Source organism: Deltaproteobacteria bacterium (genome assembly GCA_016180845.1).
In the GTDB taxonomy this organism is placed as follows: domain Bacteria; phylum UBA10199; class UBA10199; order JACPAL01; family JACPAL01; genus JACPAK01.
The window spans coordinates 697,978-717,994 of the sequence record JACPAK010000001.1 but is presented as its reverse complement, the minus strand read 5'-3'; the positions used below and the strand labels follow the sequence as shown (position 1 = coordinate 717,994).

The following is a 20,017-nucleotide window of genomic DNA, read 5'->3' as shown; positions in this document are numbered from 1 at the left end:
AAGTAAGAAGGAGGCTTCTATGAGTATAAAAATCTTCGCTGATGGGGCCAATTTGCAGGAAATGCTGGCCCTTTATCGGAACGATAAAAGAATAACCGGTTTTACAACTAATCCGACCCTCATGAAAAAAGCAGGGATTACAAATTACGAGGCCTTTGCCCGAGAGGTCCTTGCAACGATTACTCACCTCCCTATTTCTTTTGAGGTATTTTCGGATGATCTTCCCGAAATGGAACGGCAGGCGCTCAAAATTGCCTCTTGGGGCAATAATGTCTATGTCAAAATCCCTGTCACCAACACAAAAGGAATTTCAACAGGACCTGTATTAAAGAAATTATCTCAAAAAAACGTAAAGCTTAATGTCACCGCTGTTTTTACTCTCGAACAGGTCTCAGAAATCCTAGGCAACCTCTCTTCGGGTGTCCCCTCGATTATTTCTATCTTCGGGGGACGCATTGCCAATGCCGGTGTTGATCCGATGCCAATTCTCGCTGAATCTGTCAAGGTTGCCAAAAGGAATCCTGCCTGTGAAATTCTATGGGCCAGCCCCCGCGAGGCATTCAATGTTTTGCAAGCGGAGGCCTGTGGTTGTCACATCATCACGATTACACCGGATATCCTGACAACTATGAAGTCGTTTGGAAAGGATTTGGGGCAATTTTCCCTCGAGACTGTCCAAATGTTTTATCGTGACGCCCAGTCGGCCGGATATACACTGTGAAAAGACGCGTTGTCATCACGGGTGTGGCAGGCTTCATTGGAAGCAATCTGGCGGTCCGCTTGCTCGAAGAAGGTTTCAACGTCATCGGCATCGATAACCTTTCCTATGGTCGGCATGAACAGATCCCTGCCGGAGTCCGTTTTCTGGAAATGGACATCCGTTCTCCAAAACTTCGTGACGTTATTGAACCGGACGATGTTATTTTTCATCTCGCCGCAAAAAACTGTATCAGCGACTGCCAAGAAAATCCGGTCGAAACCTCAGACATCAATGTCACAGGAAGTGTGAGTGTCCTCGAGGCAGCCCGGATAAAAAAAGCACATAAGGTCATCTACGCGGAGACATCTGCCCTTTATGAAGGATGTCAGAAACTTCCCTCCAACGAGTCCGAGGTTTCTCCTCAAAGCTTCTACGCCTTGAGTAAGTTTGCCGAAATGAAATTCGTTGAAGGGTACCAAAGGTTTTTTGGTGTCAGGACAACAGGCCTTCGCTATTTTAATGTCTACGGCCCCAGACAAGATTATCGACGAACTATCCCTCCTGTCATGAGTGCCTTCATTATCAATCTCCTTCAGGGAAAAAGGCCTGTTATCTATGGAAGTGGTCAAAAACGTCGCGATTTCGTCTATGTCGATGATGTGAATGAATTCCATCTTCTCTGTCTTCAAAACAGTCACACCGACAATCGAACCTTCAATGTTGGTAGCGCCGAGAATTACTCGATCCAGGAAATTTTTGAACAGATTGAGGGGATTTTAAAAATAAATTTGGAACCGATTTACAAGACCGACCTGCCCGGAGAGGCTCAGGAAACCCTCGCGGACATCCAGGAGGCAAAATCCCTGGGCTGGGCCCCCAAGATCTTCCTCAAGGAAGGGTTAAAAAGATCGATTGCCTATATCCAGGATCTTGTATTACCACAATTAGCAAAAGAAGAAGGTGGCTTAAAATGATCGTTACACGGACGCCATTCAGGGTAACTTTAGGTGGAGGAGGAACCGATCTCCCCTCTTATTACGAAAAATTTGGGGGTTTTATTTTTGCCATGGGGATCGATAAGTACATGTATGTCATCATCAATCCCCCCATCATTGATAACAAGATCCGCTTGCACTATTCCCAAAGTGAGATCGTCGATCATGTCTCAGATCTCAAGCATGAATTGGCACGCGAGGCGCTCCGTTTTCACAAAATCTATGAAAAAATGGAGATCTCATCGATGGCCGATTTGCCTGCCGGAACCGGTCTTGGCTCGTCAAGCTGTTATCTGATCGGTCTTCTCACAGCACTTCATCACTATCGGCGTGACTACGTTTCCCTTGAAGAACTTGCTGAAGAGGCCTGTCATATTGAGCTCAATGTCCTGAAAAAAAGGATCGGAAAACAGGATCAATACATGGCGACCCACGGCGGATTAACTGTTTTGAATATCTCAGAAGGGGGTAAGGTTTCGGTCCGATCGATCGACCTTGGTAGTGGCGCCATTGCCGACTTTGTTGCCAAAACACATATTTATTATACCGGACTTCGACGTGATGCGGTGGAAGTCTTATCGCATCAAGACACTGCCCTGCGCAGCGAGACACCAGCCCAGCAGGTTGTTTTGGATAGCATGCATCGGATCAAAGAACTTGGCCTTAAGAGTCTCGAAGCGATTGAAAGTGAAAATTTTGATACGTGGGGAGAGATGCTTCATGATCATTGGGAGAGCAAGAAACGTCTCTCCCACCGAATCACTGTGGATCAAGTGGATAAGATCTATGATACCGCTCGAAAAGAGCACCATGTGCTCGGAGGCAAGATTATTGGAGCTGGTGGAGGCGGTTTTTTAATGCTCTATTGCGCCAAAAACTCGAAGCGTCTCGAACAATTCATGGAGGCCAATGGCATGCCTCGACTTCACTATACTGTAGAGGCCGAAGGGGCCAAAGTCGTCGCCAGTCTTGCCAGCAGTCGTGCCCTCTCGTTTCATCCACAGAAAAACAATGGGTAAACCGATTTCTGTTGCGGTCATTGGATCCGGCTTGATCGGAAGGCGCCGTGCCGATTCAGCTCAGAAACACCCACGCTCAAGGGTTGTATCGGTTGTTGATCAAAAGCACGCTGTATCAGAATCGCTTGCGAATCAGTTGGAATGTCGATCCTCAACTGACTGGAAAGAGACTCTCCAAAGTCCAGAAGTGGACGCTGTCACAATTTCAACTCCTAACGGTTTTTTGGCCGAGATCGCCATTGCCGCACTGAAGTCAGGGAAGCATGTCCTCGTCGAAAAACCTATGGGGCGAAACCTGAAGGAAGCCCAGGAAATGGCGGCTGTCGCAAAGAGTTCAGGGAAAATATTAAAAATCGGTTTCAATCATCGCTACCACCCTGCAATCGCCAAGACAAAACATCTTCTTTCGGAAGGAGCTATTGGCAAGATCATCAACATAAGGGCTCGTTATGGACATGGAGGCAGGCCTGGTTATGAAAAGGAATGGCGAGGGAATCCACAACTCGCAGGAGGAGGAGAACTCACGGATCAGGGAGTCCATATTGTCGATCTCTTGCAATGGTTTGCAGGAATGCCGGACGAGGCGTTTGCCTTTCTCCAAACGGCTGTCTGGCCAATCCAACCTCTTGAGGACAACGCCTTTGGGCTCTTTCGATATAAAAATGGAATGGTTGCAAGCCTCCATACCAGCTGGACCCAATGGAAAAACCTTTTTTCCTTCGAAATCTTCGGAACGGAGGGATCGCTAACCATTGAAGGGTTGGGGCAGAGTTATGGAACAGAAAAATTAATCAAGAATGTTAGAAATATGAGGGGTGGAGTTCCTGCTGTGAGCGAAGAAGTTTATGACGGCCCTGATTCTTCATGGAGTCTTGAATGGAACGACTTTATCAATGCCATTGACAACAACATGCCTTTTTGGGGAACTCCCAAAGACGGTGTTAGGGCTATGCAAATGATAGAGGCCCTTTATCAATCGGCCCAGCAACATCGGCCCATAACAATTGAGGAGAACCAAGATGAACTATAGTCAGTCCTACCTCCTGGAAGCCAAGTCTATAATTGACGAGCTCAATCCAGAAGGGATCGAGAAAATTGCAAAAGGCCTCCATTCACTGCGTGAAGGAGGTGGGCGTCTCTTCGTCCTCGGCGTGGGAGGAGGAGCCGGTCATGCCAATCATGCGGTAAATGATTTCCGAAAAATTGTCGGCCTGGAGTCTTACGCACCAACCGATAATGTTTCCGAGTTAACTGCAAGGATCAATGACGATGGTTGGGAAACCTCGTTTGCCAATTGGCTCAAAGTCAGTCGAATCAGCGCACGCGATGGAATATTGGTTTTCTCTGTTGGTGGGGGCAATGAAAAGGCACGTATCAGCGTGAACATCGTCAACGCCCTTAAATTGTCCAAGGAATCAGGGGCCAAAATTTTTGGCATCGTCGGTCGAGACGGCGGCTTCACGGCTCAGGTAGCCGATGCCGTTGTCATCATTCCGACCGTGAATAAACAAAACATCACGCCTCACACGGAGGCGTTTCAGGCGGTCATTTGGCACCTTCTTGTTTCTCACCCCCTCCTCGCCCTTCATGCAACAAAATGGGAATCGGTTCAGATTTAAATAAGAACAAAAAAATGGCTTTTTTGAAAAAAACGGTGCCGTGGCTGATTGTCTTGGCAACCTTTTACTACCTTTTTAAGAAATATCCCCTGGATCAGGTCATCCAAGCGGCAAGGCATATCAATTTCTCTCTCTTCATCTCCTACTCAATCACCTATTTTGTCTTTATGTGGATTGTTGATTGTTGGAGTCTCGCAAGGCTCTTCAGCCGTTTTGGATCTTCTACCCTTGTCCGCGAAGTGATGCCGGTCCGCTTGGCAACCTATTTGATCATGGTCTTGAATTACAGTGCTGCTCAAGGAGTTTTCGCCTACTTTTTCAAACGGGCCAAACAAGTCTCATTCTCGAAAAGTTCCAGTCTGATCCTTTTTATAACAATCATCGATCTTTATTGGACTATTACACTCGCATTTATTGGCTCATGTTTGGCCTCTCCCCTCGTTCAGGGCCACCAGCTTTCATATCTTATTTCAATTATCTGGTCTGCGGCTACCGCAGGACTTATTTCTCTTAATTTCTTTTGGAAACTTCCAGCCCACTGGAAACTCATGCAATGGCTTCAAAAAAGGGAACTTTTTCATGCCTTCCATCAAGCAAATATAAAAGATTATCTTTTTACGATGATCACACGACTTCCGATGCATCTGGCTGTGAATACCATTTTCTATTTTGTCGCCTTTTCTTTTGGCGCTCACCTCCCATTTGTTAAAGTGATCATGTATCTTCCAATCATTATTCTTATTGGAGCTTTACCCATCACGCCTGGAGGACTGGGGACAACACAATTAGCTGCTGTGGAGTTCTTCCAAAATGATATTCAGGGGAAAATCATCGATCAAGGCCTCGTCACTCCTGCGGAGCTTCTCTTGGCGATGAGCCTTGCCTTTGTCTTTTTTAACTATTTTTTGAAGGCTCTTTCGGGTTCTTTCTTTCTGAAGAAGGCGACAAACTATGCCAAATCATGACAAACATCTTTATGGAGTGATCCTGGCAGGAGGTTCAGGGACAAGACTTTGGCCTCTTTCCAGAAGACTCTATCCAAAACACCTCTTGAGTTTTAATGAGCAGGAGAGTCTGTTACAGATCACCGCAAGACGCATTTTGTCCAGAATTTCACCACAACAAGTCACAACGATCACCCATCTTGATCATCTTCATGAAGTGCATCAACAACTACAAGCGGTTCACCAGGATTTGACGAAACAGATTTTTGCTGAACCTGAGGCCCGCAACACACTTCCTGCTATCGCGTGGGCAACCGGTTTTCTTCATCAAAAAGATCCTGAGGCATTGATCATGGTCTTCCCTTCCGACCACCTGATCCAAGGTGAAGAGGCCCTTCACTCTTCTCTCTCGAAGGCAGTTTCGATTGCCAGAGATGGGTATCTCGTGACTCTTGGCATCAGACCTACGGGACCAGCTACAGGTTACGGTTATATCTGCGCAGGACAAGCTCTGAATGGCACAGAGGCCTTTCGTATCCAGTCATTCACTGAAAAACCGGATTCCGAGACCGCACATTCATTTATAAAAAATGGGCATTACTATTGGAATGCAGGAATCTTCGCTTTTGCAGCAAAAACTTTTCAAGAAGAGCTAAAAAGTATCCATCCTGAAATTTACGAAATGATGCAGAAATGGATCCATAAGAGAGAACTTTCTTATGGATCTCTCCCACACCTCTCTATCGATTATGGCATTATGGAAAAAACCAAGAAGGGAGCGATTATTCCTGCTGATATCTCCTGGAGCGACCTGGGCAGCTGGGAAGCGGTTTATGAGCATTCGAATAAAGACACCTCCGATAATCTCATTCAGGGAAATGTCGTTGTTTCGGATTGCCATGATTCTCTCTTTGTCTCTCGCGAAGGTTGCCTCGCAGCAATTGGACTCAGTGGGATGGCTGTTGTCCAGACGGAGGGGGCTACTTTTATCAGTCCTCTCAACAGAACCTCTGAGGTCAAGAAAATCGTCGAGCAGATGGTGAAGGGACAAAACAAAAATCTCACCGAAGGTTACTCGACGATCACTCGCCCTTGGGGTTCTTTTACAGTCCTCGTGGAAAGGGAAAATTTCAAGGTCAAGAAGATCGTTGTCCGTCCGGGGCAAAAATTAAGTCTTCAACAACACCGGCACCGCGCCGAACATTGGGTGGTTATTGAAGGAACCGCAAGGGTCATCAACGGAGATAAAGAACTGCTTCTTGAAACGAATGAATCCACCTATATCTCAAAAGGAAATAAACATCGGCTGGAAAATCCAGGTGCCACCCCCCTCGTAATCATTGAGGTTCAGACTGGGACCTATGTTGGGGAAGACGATATTGAGCGCTTCGAAGACCTCTACGGTCGAATCTGACCCATGCAAGTCGTTATCATCGGTGCTGGCATTGTAGGTCTTCATAGTGCCAACCTCCTCCAAGAAAAAGGGCATGACGTTTTTGTGCTCGATAGTGCACCCTTCCTCGCAGAGCACACCAGTGGCCGGAACAGTGGTGTCATCCACTCGGGTGTTTTTTATAAGACAGGCTCATTCAAAGAGAAAGTCTGTATTGAAGGAAATCGTTTGACCTATGAATGGATTGAAAAGCTTCACGTCAATTACAAACCCTGCGGCAAATGGGTTGTTCCTGAAGAAGGACAGGAAAACGATCTCGATCCCTTCTTTGAGAAAATCCGAAAACTGCCCATGCCTCCACCTCAAAAATTTTCAAAAAGTGAGCTAAAAGAGAAAGAACCCTCCCTCCGTCCTAGCGAGGCGATTTTTGTTCCCTCCACAGGAATCGTCGATGCCGCCGGATATGTAAAGGCGATGGCCAACTTCATCGAAGCAAAAGGGGGGCAGGTGATTCTGAATTGCCAAGTGAAGGAGATTCATGAAAACAAACTGGAGACCTCGGGGGGCGAGATCCCTTTCGATCTTTGTGTTAATTCAGCAGGGCTTTTTGCTGACGAGATAGCAAAGGTGGCGGGTCTTGAAGGTTATACAATCAAACCTTGTCGGGGGGATTATTATCTCCTAAACAAGCAGCCGGTCTCTCGACCGGTTTATCACCTCCCCTATGGGGGAACCCATGGGTTAGGAGTGCATCTGACTCCAACCTTAGATGGTCAAACCCTACTCGGACCAAACGCCTTCTTTATCGAAGAGAAATTAGATTACAAACATCACTCCTCCCCAGAGGCATATGAGAATGCAGTTCGTTTCTATCTGCCTCAGTTAAAGGATTTTAAAATCGATGTTGCCTATTCAGGAAACCGTCCCAAACTTTACCGAGACAATCAGGCAGTTGGCGAATTCGTCACCCAGAAAAAAGGAAACTGGATCCATCTCCTTGGGATCGAATCTCCCGGCCTGACCTCGGCCCCTGCCCTCGCCAAAGAGCTTATTTCCTTGATGTAAGGAAATAAGTACTCGCCTTCAAAAGTCCTTCCGGAATCCCCACATCAAAACAGGCTCCCCGACAAACAACCCCGAGACCAACTGTCCTTTGCGCTAGGAGATTGATCGCATCGGTCAACTGAATCTCGCCGAGGGCCGTTGGCTGGGATCTCTCAATCAGCGAAAAAACCTCGGGTGTAAAAAGATACCTTCCAAAAATCGTCAGATTTGAAGGGGCTGTTTCGGGCCGTGGTTTTTCAACCGCTTGAGACACCTCAAAAAGCCCCTCTCCGATCTTCTTCACACCAACAATCCCATGGGCCGCTGTTTCACTCTTGGGAACCTCTCTTAAAAGAACCCCCCACGTGTATTTCTCTTGGGTCGCCTGAAGGAGTTGATCTGCCCCCGATTTTTTTTCTGCGATAATGACATCGGGCAACAGGACAACAAAAGGATCATCCCCCACTCGTCTTTGGGCACAGAGAACCGCATCACCTAATCCTCTTGGTTCTTCCTGGTAGACAAACTGAATCTGGGAAAAAGATGGATCCAATTTGAAGTAATTTTCGATCGCTGGTTTAGAACGATGTGAAACGATAATCACTTCCTCAATGCCCGCCTCAACCGCCTCTTCGACCACGTACTGAATCGCCGGTTTGGTGCCAATAGGGAGAAGCTCTTTTGGAATGACCTTTGTGATCGGGAGGAAACGAGTCCCCAATCCCGCCGCAGGAATAACCGCCTTTCGGATTTTCTTCACAATCGCCTATTTATTCCTGGAAAAAGCTGGAAACAAGCGGAAATCGTTAATCCCGGGACGGAATCAACGCGCACCCCCCACCACCGGCACGAATGCTTAAGGCTGGATTAAAATCCTCATCGCACGGATTCCCCTTACCATCCCCATCTTCGTCAGCCTGATCCATATTGAAGTGGCTTGGGCAAATATCCTCAGCATCGCCGATGCCATCCCCGTCGCGATCCCCCTGGCATCGATCCCCCGTCTTGTCCCCATTACTGTCGGTCTGATTCGGATTTGGAACCAAGGGGCAATTATCCTCATCATCGATCAACCCATCACCATCGGCATCTTGAGTCGAAGAAACATTCGGTGTCGGATCGCAGAGATCCCCAATACCATCGCCATCGGTATCATTCTGATCGCCATTCACTGCAAAGGGGCAATTGTCATCGAGCCCCTTCCCATCCCCGTCGGGATCCACATTCACCCTCGTCTCCCCACCACACGTCCCCATGAGGCCTACCGAGGCATCATTAGGACCACAATCAATCAGATCCAAAACTCCATCACCATCGGTATCCGACTTCTTCGGATCTGTCCCCCGTTCCCTTTCCTGAGGATCGGGTGATCCATCCCCATCGGCATCTCCATAACAGGCCGGGAGGGTAAAAAGCTCGCGATTCATTGGGGCACAATCGAAGATATCGAGAATTCCATCGCCATCGGTATCGGTCGTGAATGCTGAGCCTTCACAGAGATCGCCAACCCCATCCTGATCGGTATCTGCCTGATCGAGATTGGCAATGAGTCGACAATTATCCTCTTCATTGATCCGTTCATCGCCATCGGCATCTGAATCACACTCGTCGCCTTCACTATCATTATCAATATCAACTTGAGTACTTCGAATCGCAGGGCAAAGATCCGCCCCGTCTAAAATCCCATCTCCATCGGAATCCCCCTCTAACGTACAACCATTCACAGCGACCACCGCTCCGGCAGGAGACCCCAAGCAAGAATCAAGATTGTCCGGAACCGAATCCTGATCCGTATCTTCACAGCCATTATAGCCAACAACAGTAACGTCTACCGTCCCTGGACATTGATCGATTAAATCAGGGACATCGTCTCCATCCGCATCAATCTCTTCGACAACACACCCCGTCGCTGTCACCAAAGTGCCCGCTGGTGTCTCAGGACAGGTATCTCTACCATCGGGGATTGTATCCCCATCAGAATCGGTTTCGGGCTGAGAGGCAGCACAGCCATTCAGATCGACAAGGGTCCCCGCTGGAGTTGATTCACAGGTATCCCGATTATCCGGGATAGAATCCCCATCGGCATCAGGACAACCATTTCCTAAAACAGTTGTTCCCGTGTCTGTATCAGAACACTCGTCATCGGAATCCTCCACCCCATCGTGGTCTGAATCGGTAAAACTATCGCAGGCATCCCCGGAACCATCTCCATCCGCATCGACCCAACCGTCATTGTCATTGAAAGGACAGTTATCAGAATCGGCTCCACGACCATCTCCATCCCAGTCGTTCAAGGGATCTTCAGGAAACGGATCACAGGCATCCCCCATCCCATCGTCATCATCATCAGACTGATTGTCTTCGTTCTTGTTACTTCCGTTTGCATCGAGAGGGCAATTGTCACGCCCATCCTCACCTTCGACACATCGGGCCCCTACCCCATAGTTAACCGCCTCATCCCCATCACAAACCCCGTCATTATCATCATCCGGGTCACAACGATCGGGATAGCTATCTGCATCTGAGTTAACTGCGACCTGACACCCGCTTGGAATACAGATACGAAAAAAACCAAACCCACTGCAGTTATAGGCAATCTCACAACGATGCTCATCCTCTTCGCCTGGGCGTGCCGGGATCGTCGGGCAGAGATCCTCTCCATCCGGAACGGTATCATTATCGGCATCATTCGCCAAAGACCCACCGGCCCCATCGCAAACATTCCCCAATAAATCTCCATCACTATTTGCTTGATCAAAATTATAGACACTTGGGCAATTATCGAGATCATTCTCCCAACAATCCCCATCCAGATCGTTCGAGTTTGAAGGACACCCCTCACGTTCCACAACTGTCGTCCCCTCAAATTCACAGGCACGGGTGTTACCACTCGAACAGAGTCGTGTTGTTACGTTGCGAACATAGATATCTCTCCCCTGAAGATCGCAAAGCGCCTTGCTTCTCTTCCCCGGAGAGACAACGATCGTTAAATCCTGGATCGCATGCTGGTCATCCAAATTCATTTTGTACGCACAATTGTTCCCAAAAGTGACCCTTCTAGCATCGATCTCGATCCCGAGCTGACCTGCCTCCTCTCCAACCTCATCCTCAAAATTGGCGCCTGTCAGGATCACCCCATATCCGTCCGAACACCGCCCTGAGGCAAACGTCCAGGTGGAGTCTTGGGTGATACCATCCATCTGATTGGCAAACCAGATCCAGCAGTGACAATAGCGACCAGACATCAGGGCCAAACGGTTCTGAAGGGACCCGTCATTGTACCACATTCCCGTTCTCCAAACGGTACAGTGATCCTCACAGGTCAGCTGGTCATCGGTCTCAAAATCCTCACAGGAGGCCTCCGCCCCAGACGCTGTTATAAGGACTGCCCCTGTCGCCAGGAGCAAGAATAAAAGGGTTTTAGAGAGATATCTCACAATAAGCCTCATGACTGGTTTCGGCGCCAGACAAGAAAAGTTGCTAGCAACTTTCAACCTCAGGTACCGATAATGTTTATAGACGTGATTTTGTTTTTTTATTTTTACCAATGGTCTTCTTAATACTTTGGAGGGTTTCTAAATGGCAGGAGGCGACGTCAAAAAGGCCAGAACTGATCAGCATGAGATTGGTATAAGCGTCGCTCGCTTCGGCGACGATGTTCTTGGGAAGGCAGGAGAGGCTCACCAAGACTCCACTCAGGTCGGTGGTGAATGGTATCCCTTGGAGACACGAGATCTTCCCCCTGCAGAATCCAGGGATCGGTGGGAGGGAAGTATCGGTTTTGGTGCCTACTGGCGTCAATTTTCAGATAATCCCGCTGAAATCCCCTCCAGGAGATCCGAACTTGCTGAAGAGACTGCCCGTCCGATTATGCTCAGTAATCCTGCTGTTGTTCGAGAGGACCTGATGCGTCAAGGGGTCACCACCGATGTCGATGACCTCACATATCTCGAGGGTTCGGAAACAGGGCCGAATGGAAATGACTGGGCAACAATTGTTGATATGATCTTTCGGGGTCGAAGGAATTTTGCACGCAAGGGTCAGTTTCACCTCCATGCCGATGTCACTGCGAGAGTAGGACTTGCCGCCTACCACAGATCGGCAACCAACGGAACAGCAGAAGTTAAATTTGAAAATGAAGCGCCGCAGCAACTCTGCAGTGGTACCTCAAACCACCCCCGATGTCAGAATCCCACACCACCCCCTGAAGATTCTGCAAATGCCGATGAATTAGATCCGATTGTGATTGATGATTTACAAACGACCCATGACGCTGAGACCGATTTTGGTGTGCACCTGGCTGCCGATGCCAGCATCGGTGCGACCTACGGACGTTTGTCGGTAATCCCATGGATCCGAGGCGCCGAGGTTTTTATCCCTGTCTTGGGTGACGGGGATATCCAAAAGGCCTACTTAAATGGCGGTGGCGTTAACCTCCTCTACGTCTTTGGAGGAGACAAACAGAACGAGGGACGGAGACGAGTCCGATTTCTGGGAAAATAAATAATGGCTAATATACCCTTAAGAGAAGCCCAAAGAGATCAGCTAGTAGAATTACTGATCGATCTCTATTGGGACCAGACAGAGGACTCACAAAATGTCGATATCCATCAGTTGGGGGTCTCCATCGAATCAGACGCCAGTGGAGACACGCATGTCCAGATCAAGGTCAAGGCGGATAATGACACCGATCGCCAGGGGCAATCTGTCCTCAATGAAGCCAACGGCTCGATCGCGGTGGTTCATGACCTTTATTACAAGGCAGATGGTACCTTCGACGCTGATCGCTCGGCACAAGCTCTGATCAAAAGAGGCGACGCTATCTCCACTCCAGGTCTTTGGAGTTATGCCAATGATTTCCTTCAACCAAACTTGGGCAGACAAACCTTTGAGAATGTCCTCGGAGATTTTGTCAAAAGCGAGATCCTGCCAGTGCGGATCTTGAGCCCGATTTCACCTAAAACATTGGTGGTTAATGGTATCCCGACCGAGATCAGCGCTCTCCTGAGCAAGAAAGCAACCTTCTCCGTCGATTTGAAACAGGGAGGGACCACAAAACAACTCGTGGCAGGCCGGTCAACAGATGCCAACAATCTGGCCAAGATCTCCTTCACACCTGATTTTGTCGGAGACGGTGAAGTCATTCTCAAAGGACCAAACAATGAGGTCCTGGCGACTTATAAAATCGAGGCTCAATCACGCCTGATCTCCCCACGTGATAAAGAATCATTCACCGTGGAAACCGGTCAACGGCTTGAGATCCCGATCAAGGTCCGGTCTCAAGCCGGTGAGCGCTTCACCGTGAATCTCTACCAAGTCGATGCGACAGATCCGAACAAAAAAACCCAAATGCAATCCCTCCAATTAGAACCATCGGCTGCTGGTGACATTGTCTATGTTTTTCAGGATACCACTTCTGGGAACACAAACTTTGAACTTGAAATACTCGATCCGTCAGGAAAATCGCTCTCCAAAAACAAGATTAGCGTCACCCTTTCCAAGACTGAGATCGACAGACAGGTCAAGGAAGCGATCGCTAATGGAAACGATACAGCCCTCGCTAACCTCCTGGCCCTTCAACTAAAGGCCCTTAAAGATGCTGATCAGAGAGAGCAATGGGAGGGGTTTGTTAACCTTATTCCTCAGGCAGCGATGCATAAATGGCGACTGAAGGTCGTTGTGACATATAACAGTTTTGATCAAAGAATTTTTGCCATTGATATCGTTCATCCGAATGCCAAAACAAAACCGGATGCACTGGATGAGAAGACACATCAATTTCTAAGATGGCTTGGCAATCTCCTTGGTAACGGACAGATCACACAGGCGCCAGGGCATATCACGATCGAGAGCCATACGGACATCCTCGGCTCGGATAAAGTGAACCAACAGGTCTCAAAGGAAAGGACAAGGCTTGCTCAGGCTGATCTGCAGTCTGGTTTTAAGGATTTCAATGACACAGGCCTAGCCGATGAGAACTTTGAACTAAAAGGATTGGGTAAAACAGAAACGGCCAAAGAAGCACAATCTCCCGCCTGGAAGAGACACCCCGAAAGGAAACACACCCAAGTCACATTTAGCTTCCCAAATACTTCTGAAATTATGCTCGGCAAGCCACTCTTCCCAGAGAAACCGGCAGCGACACCGCCGCCAGCGCCAGTCCCAGTAGAACCACCTCCTGCTCCAGCTCCAATGCCAGCGCCAGTCCCAGTGGAACCACCTCCTGCTCCAGCTCCAGTGCCAGCACCAATCCCAGTAGAACCACCTCCTGCTCCAGCTCCAGTGCCGGCACCTGAGGTAAAAGCTGCACCGGCACCAGTTCCCACTGACACAGAGGCTACTGCCAGGGCCGAGGCTGAAGCGAGGGCAAAGGCAGAGGGAGAGACTCGGGCCAAAGCTGAGGCTGAAGCAAGAGCGCAGGCCGAGGCCCAAGCACGCGCTGAAGCTGAAGCGAGAGCACAGGCTGAGGCGGCGGCCAGACAGGCTGAAGAACCCCCCAAACTCTCGAAAGCTGATGCGACCCAGAGGGACCGAGCCCTTGGACTCCTCAGTCGAGCGGCAGCAACAACGAATCTTCAGACCAGGCTTGGAAAATATCAGGAGGCACAGAGGCTTCTCGCTCCACTCCCTGATATTGAAAATGTCGCTGAACTGAAGGGACAGGCAACAACCGGGATCTCAGAGACAGAGGCGGCGATCAAAGCCGATGAAGAGGCGAAGGCCCAGGCACGGGCCGAGGCGGCAGCGAAGGCGGCTGCTGAGGCGGAGGCAAGGGAGAAGGCTCGGCAGATTAGGACTCTCATGGGACAGGCACAAGACAAGATCAGTGCCGCCGAGAGAAGGGGGACGAAGAAAGATGACAAGATCGCGCGTTACACCGAAGCACTTGCGAAACTCAATGCCGTCCTGGGAATTCAAGCTGATCACGCGGAAGCGGGACAGTTGAAGACAGAAGTTACTAAGAAATTAGATGCGCTGCGGGCAGAAGCCCCAGCTGCTGAGGCGATGGTTGATTTTAATGCACCAGACGCCCCGCCTGCACCGGTCATCGAGCTGACTGCAGACGAGAGATTAAACTTAAGACGCGGCAAGGCAGGTTGGGACAACTACACAACTGCTCAACAAAATGCTCAAGATGTTGGTATCCAAAAGAGAGGGTTGACGGATGCAAAGGCAGCCTACGAAAAAATCCCGGCTGAGAAGAGGAAACACTCTGTCGAAGACGCTTCAACTGAAACGGTTGAGGCGAGACTTACACAAATCGAGGCCGCTTTAGCCCAAATTCTGGCGGCTGAAGAGGCAGCCCGAAGGGCCGCTGCTGCAGTCATTTCTGGAGGTGAGTCAGCGGCAGAAGATTCTGCAACCCCTCGAGAACTCTCGGCAGCCACCAAAAAACACCTCGCTGATGGCCAGACCCAATTCCGATACTATGAGATCGCTGCCCAAATGAACGTCTCACCCGAAGACCAGTTGGGTTACCTGACCAAGGCACGTGAGCATTTTGTCGCCGTGCTTGCCGAACAGCCGGATCATGCGGAGGCAAAGGGTCGGGTCGCAACGATTGATACTAAATTACCCGAACTTGAATCAAAGGTCGTGAAATTGATTGAACCAGCCAGTGGCACAACAGTCGAAGGACAGGTCGGGAAAACGACTGAAATTCTGATCCGAACCAATAATGATGCGGTTCTGACCGCTCAGGTCTCGGTCGGTGGGGTGATTGACAATAACGCCGGCTATTTCGCCGGTGGTCTCACACGGGCCGCATCGAAAGAACATCGATTCGTCGCGAAACCAAACCAGCAGGGTCCTAACGTGATCCAGATAATTTACAAGGGACGCGTCTTGGCGACGGTGACCGTGAATGCCGCAGCCGCGGCGGCCGCTGCCCCACGAGCACCTGTTGTTGATGAATGGGCCTCGCCCCCTACCTATGATGTGAAGAACCCTCAAGAGAGGGCGAATTGGTATCAGGCGACGGATAAGTCCCTTGGAAAAGTTAAAGATGCCTTTGGGGTGGCAATAAACAGTTATGAGGCAGATGGCACGCCAAGCCGTGTCGATGTCGCCTTTTTGGTCAATGCTGATGGCACTATCGGTAAAATCATTGTGACCTCAATCGGGGGTATCTCCAATGGGCGCCAGATCGTGGAGGAGAGAATTTATAGTATGATCAGACAATGGCGATTTGAACCCTCTGGAAGTACTGCCCCCCAACAAGTCAAGCTTTTCTGGAAACGATAACCTTATTGAGAAAAACCTAATGACCGACATCCGCCAAAAATTTCAACAGGCCCTTCAGGACGATCAAAATGTATCCCTCACAGAGCTCCAAGGGATGGAGGAGGCGCTCAGAGAGGATGAGGCAAAAGGCTTTCCCGAACTCACAGCGGTCCTCGAAGAAGGATGTCAGGATCTTACGAGGACCTATGATCGCGAAGTGGTTCAGCGATTCACCGAACTGACCGATAAAGGCCTGAGTCAAATCATCGTTGGGAAGACCCAGTTCGTTAATGAGGCACGCCTCGCCTTGATGGGAGATAAACAAGTCTCAGCAGACGAATGGGATCGGGTGTTAGGGGCAGCGAAATCTTCTACACTCCTTCCCCCAGTCGAGGCAGCCAATTTTTCTCTCGTAGAGATCCTGACCCATGCAGCCATGGATACCCAAGTCAGTGCCGAACCGGATTTCCTCAGGACAAAGATCGAAGAGGTCCGCTCTAGAATGATGCCGAAACGTGTTGAGATCCCCCAATGTATCATGGGGAGTTGTACGCAGGGAGAACGGGAGAGCCTTGCCGAGGGAGAAAGGCTCCTCCGTGAGGGCCACTATGATCGTGCCCTCACCAAATTCTCCGACGGTCACTCTATCTACAATGACCCTATTTTCATCTTCAAGATCGCCGAGTGCCTTCGACTCCAGGGAAATATCGGGGGGGCGGTCCTTTATTATCGTGAATTCTTGAGGACCCCAGGCCTCTCCAACCATGAGGCGATCGAAAAAATGATCGCGAACCTCTCGAACAGGACAGTCGTCACCGTCATCAATTACGATGCGAAGGTCGCGCAGGGTCGGAAGCTTTTGAAACAGATCACCGATTGGGTTCTCGAAGTCGCCGCACTGATCCCGAAGGCACGTCGAGAACAAGACGTTATTAAATTCGTGAATGTCCGGTCACTGCTTGTCAAAATGCAAGAGAGACGTCGGATAGCTCTGGAGACGGAGAAGGAATTCGAAAAGGCGATTAAAGATATCGATGCTGATGCCTTAAGGTATGCCGTCCTGAAATTAGAGATCCTCCATGGCCAGGTCTCAAAGCTGGCGGAGGAGGCAAAAAACGATCCGGGAGAGGCGGTCTACCATACCGGTGAAACCACCGTAGAATGGGAATTTCCTGATCTGCCTGAGGGAGAAGGGATCACCACAGGCCCTTTTATCGAAGTTCACACAGGAAGGGTGGGACCCGAGCCTAAGCGATGGTGATGAAACTATGGGTATCATCTGCCAACTCCCTGATTTCATCGACCCAACCCTCGACCTTTTCGAGATCGATGACAAACGACGGCAAGATCCTCGGTATAACCTAAGAATCGCCACCGAGATCCCAGACAGTGACGACCCGATCACCTATGCCCCGTCAGAGACCTCAATCGACCAACACCCGTTAGAACAGTTTCTATCCGGTAGCACACTCACGAAATACTATGGCCTCCTCGTAGCGATTGATAAACGCGATGGTTCACTGGATGGGAGATTTTCAGGTCACAAATTCAGGCGCTTCATCAAGGAAAAAGAGGGGTATGTTGATGGGATCCCTTGGGATGGGAGGTGGGCTTCAGGGGATTCCAGAAATCTCCGAAGATTTGCGCTGACCCTCTCCGGTCTGTATCAAAAATGTCACCTCGTTGAAGAGGGAAGCTCCGTTCCGGATGGTGGAGTGAATGCCCCAGACGGTGGTATCGGGAATGATGGCGGATCTATCACGGAGGTCGATGCGTCCCGAGCCGCTGGCGCCGTTTCTGCCGAAGCAACGCCCGTTTATTCAGAACCCCCAAGTTGGTCGCAACTCGTCGGAAATTTCTTCGTGGATAACCACGCGATCGTTGTCGGTGCGCTCCTCCTGGTAACGCTTGGACTACTCAGGTGGAGTAGGATTCGAGGCCTACGCCCTGCGGTAGAAGAGATTGTTGATCACGGAACGGCAGTGGGTGCTCGTGAGCCACCGTGGGTTTCAGATGGGGCGTTACTTCGTAGCAGAGGTCCCGCAAGGGCCTCCGTCCCTGACGAGGCAACCGTTCGCCTCGCTCGCACAGCAGCAGCTCAGGAACCGAGTGTTACCGTCCATGTAGATTCAACGGATGGACGATTGATTATTGGGAGGGCACCAACAGTTCGGGCAGCCCCTGGAGGAGCCGCGAGGGTCGTCGTGCCAGACGTCGGAGCTGATGGGGGAACGTTTGCCGGCGCCCTCGGACCGAGACCAGAGGGGAGGATTGTCGTGGGCGTCGGTGAAAGAGCCCCCGACCGACTTCTCCAAGACGCCACAGCTTTACGAAGTTTGGATGAGGTTGATTGGAGCGGTGATCTGCTCCTCCGAAGAGTGACTGTTAGTTTTGAAGGATGGACCATTGAACTCGATGCAGGGCGATTTGAACACTTCCTGACCTTCAGCAAGGGAGCGATTACCGGAATGGTCGAGCAAGGAACCTATCGTATTAATAATCCAAGGGCCCTTGAGGAATATCGTAAACTGGTCGTTATTACAAAGGCCTGGCATAGCGGTCCTGGTGGCTACCATCATGTCCCGATCCTCCCGGGTGGTCGCTTCACCTTAAGCGAAGAGGCTCGTCGGTTATTGTCTATTCAGGGTGGCCTCGACCTTCCGACTGAAACGGAAATCCTAGTTTCAGAAACCCAATTACTAGCAAGAAAGGGTATTTCTATTGTCACTGTTGAGGCGATGAGCAAGGCCTCACATAAATTAATTGACGCCGCCGAAGAACACCCAGACCTCCGTGATCGAATCTTTGCACTCCTCGAAGAGATCTTCGAGACCCCCTATTTTAGGACCTCGTTTTGAAATTTGACACCTCGCCCAAGTTTCCGTAGTCTGGTGGCACGATGACAACCTTCAGTGACCTCTTAAAACAGGTCAAAAAAGAGATCCGTGAGCTCCAACCAAAAGAGGTAGAGGAGCTTGCCAAAAAGAATCCGAAGACCGTCCTGATCGACGTCCGTGAACCTGAGGAGTGGCAGGGAGGGATCGTCCCTGGGGCCAAGACAATCGCGCGCGGTTTCCTCGAACTGGAGATCGAGGACGAGGTACCAGATAAAGAGAGCGAGGTCGTCTGTTACTGCGCCGGAGGGATTCGATCGGCCCTTGCCGCTAAGTCACTTGGGCAATTAGGTTACAAAAAGGTTTCGTCGATGATCGGTGGCTTCAATGGCTGGAAAAATGCCGGGCTCCCGATCGAGACAAAGAAGATGCTGAATCAGGACCAGATGACCCGATACTCGCGTCATCTGACCTTGCCCGAGGTCGGGGAAGAAGGGCAAATGAAGTTGCTTGAGGCGAAGATCCTTCTTATCGGAGCGGGAGGACTCGGATGCCCCACAGCGATCTACCTCGCCGCCGCAGGAGTCGGGACACTGGGTATTGTCGACTTCGATCAGGTCGATCTCACAAATCTTCAGCGTCAGATCCTGCACCGTGAAATGGATGTTGGTACGCCGAAGACCGAATCGGCCCGTCGGGCGATCGCCGGAATCAATTCACAGGTCAAGGTCATCACACACGCCGTGAAGTTGAATCGCGACAATGTCATGGAGATTATCAAGGAATACGATGTTATCGTGAACGGCTGTGATAATTTTCCAACACGCTATCTCTTGAATGACGCCTGCGTCCTTTCGAAAAAACCGATGGTCGATGGAAGTATTTTTCGATTCGAGGGACAAGTGACTATTTTTCATCCTGGCAAAGGGCCTTGTTATCGTTGTCTCTATCCATTACCCCCACCCCCTGAAATGGCCCCCTCATGCGCCGAAGCGGGTGTCCTTGGGGTCCTGCCAGGGATCATTGGCTCTATTCAGGCGGTCGAGGCGATCAAGCTCGTCTTGGGTAAGGGGGAATCACTCGTCGGTCGCTTGTTAATGTACGACGCCCTTTCACAAAAATTCCGCGAGATGAAGGTCAGACGTGATCCCGCCTGTCCGGTCTGCGGGGAGAATCCGACGATCAAAGAGCTCATTGACTACGAGGGATTCTGTAGGATATAGAGGCTCCTCAACTTTCACTTATA

At 50.0% G+C, this 20,017-nt stretch carries 15 protein-coding genes; 13 read left to right on the top strand and 2 right to left on the bottom strand.

What is annotated here, in order from left to right; translation table 11 throughout:
- The first annotated feature begins 19 nt into the window (after positions 1 to 19).
- Genes HYT76_03720 through HYT76_03685 form a run of 8 tightly spaced genes read left to right on the top strand, consistent with a single transcriptional unit; the run spans position 20 to position 7,735 of the window.
- Positions 20 to 721, top strand: a complete 702-nt coding sequence (locus HYT76_03720) for a transaldolase (GenBank protein ID MBI2082656.1) — start codon at positions 20 to 22, stop codon at positions 719 to 721.
- On the top strand, positions 718 to 1,674 hold the full coding sequence (locus tag HYT76_03715) for an NAD-dependent epimerase/dehydratase family protein (GenBank protein ID MBI2082655.1): 957 nt from the start codon (positions 718 to 720) through the stop codon (positions 1,672 to 1,674). Before HYT76_03720 ends, HYT76_03715 begins: the two co-directional genes overlap by 4 nt.
- Positions 1,671 to 2,714, top strand: a complete 1,044-nt coding sequence (locus tag HYT76_03710) for a galactokinase (GenBank protein MBI2082654.1) — start codon at positions 1,671 to 1,673, stop codon at positions 2,712 to 2,714. The genes HYT76_03715 and HYT76_03710 overlap by 4 nt, the downstream gene beginning before the upstream one ends.
- Positions 2,707 to 3,744, top strand: a complete 1,038-nt coding sequence (locus HYT76_03705; protein ID MBI2082653.1) for a Gfo/Idh/MocA family oxidoreductase — start codon at positions 2,707 to 2,709, stop codon at positions 3,742 to 3,744. Before HYT76_03710 ends, HYT76_03705 begins: the two co-directional genes overlap by 8 nt.
- Positions 3,734 to 4,333, top strand: coding sequence for an SIS domain-containing protein (locus HYT76_03700; GenBank protein MBI2082652.1), 600 nt, complete (start codon positions 3,734 to 3,736; stop codon positions 4,331 to 4,333). Before HYT76_03705 ends, HYT76_03700 begins: the two co-directional genes overlap by 11 nt.
- A 14-nt stretch (positions 4,334 to 4,347) precedes the next feature.
- On the top strand, positions 4,348 to 5,298 hold the full coding sequence (locus tag HYT76_03695; GenBank protein MBI2082651.1) for a flippase-like domain-containing protein: 951 nt from the start codon (positions 4,348 to 4,350) through the stop codon (positions 5,296 to 5,298).
- The gene (locus HYT76_03690) at positions 5,285 to 6,691 is read left to right on the top strand and encodes a mannose-1-phosphate guanylyltransferase/mannose-6-phosphate isomerase (GenBank protein MBI2082650.1); all 1,407 of its coding nucleotides are present in this window, start codon (positions 5,285 to 5,287) and stop codon (positions 6,689 to 6,691) included. The genes HYT76_03695 and HYT76_03690 overlap by 14 nt, the downstream gene beginning before the upstream one ends.
- A 3-nt stretch (positions 6,692 to 6,694) precedes the next feature.
- Positions 6,695 to 7,735, top strand: coding sequence for an NAD(P)/FAD-dependent oxidoreductase (locus HYT76_03685; GenBank protein ID MBI2082649.1), 1,041 nt, complete (start codon positions 6,695 to 6,697; stop codon positions 7,733 to 7,735).
- Here HYT76_03685 and HYT76_03680 read toward each other — a convergent pair.
- Positions 7,719 to 8,474: a UTP--glucose-1-phosphate uridylyltransferase gene (locus HYT76_03680; protein MBI2082648.1), complete on the bottom strand. Its 756-nt coding sequence runs from the start codon at positions 8,472 to 8,474 to the stop codon at positions 7,719 to 7,721. The two genes, HYT76_03685 and HYT76_03680, sit on opposite strands and share 17 nt — an antisense overlap.
- 46 nt (positions 8,475 to 8,520) lie before the next feature.
- Positions 8,521 to 11,151: a thrombospondin type 3 repeat-containing protein gene (locus tag HYT76_03675; GenBank protein ID MBI2082647.1), complete on the bottom strand. Its 2,631-nt coding sequence runs from the start codon at positions 11,149 to 11,151 to the stop codon at positions 8,521 to 8,523.
- Between the two features lie 142 nt (positions 11,152 to 11,293).
- Between HYT76_03675 and HYT76_03670 the strand changes: the two genes are divergently transcribed.
- Genes HYT76_03670 through moeB form a run of 5 tightly spaced genes read left to right on the top strand, consistent with a single transcriptional unit; the run spans position 11,294 to position 19,994 of the window.
- Positions 11,294 to 12,217, top strand: a complete 924-nt coding sequence (locus tag HYT76_03670; GenBank protein ID MBI2082646.1) for a hypothetical protein — start codon at positions 11,294 to 11,296, stop codon at positions 12,215 to 12,217.
- A 3-nt stretch (positions 12,218 to 12,220) separates the two neighbouring features.
- On the top strand, positions 12,221 to 15,958 hold the full coding sequence (locus HYT76_03665; GenBank protein MBI2082645.1) for a hypothetical protein: 3,738 nt from the start codon (positions 12,221 to 12,223) through the stop codon (positions 15,956 to 15,958).
- A 19-nt stretch (positions 15,959 to 15,977) separates the two neighbouring features.
- A complete protein-coding gene (locus HYT76_03660; protein ID MBI2082644.1) occupies positions 15,978 to 17,198 on the top strand; it encodes a hypothetical protein in 1,221 nt (406 codons plus the stop codon).
- 7 nt (positions 17,199 to 17,205) lie between these two features.
- Entirely contained in the window at positions 17,206 to 18,795 is a 1,590-nt protein-coding gene (locus HYT76_03655; GenBank protein ID MBI2082643.1) for a hypothetical protein, read from the top strand.
- A 41-nt stretch (positions 18,796 to 18,836) separates the two neighbouring features.
- Positions 18,837 to 19,994: a molybdopterin-synthase adenylyltransferase MoeB gene (gene moeB / locus HYT76_03650; GenBank protein MBI2082642.1), complete on the top strand. Its 1,158-nt coding sequence runs from the start codon at positions 18,837 to 18,839 to the stop codon at positions 19,992 to 19,994.
- The last annotated feature ends 23 nt before the right edge of the window (positions 19,995 to 20,017 follow it).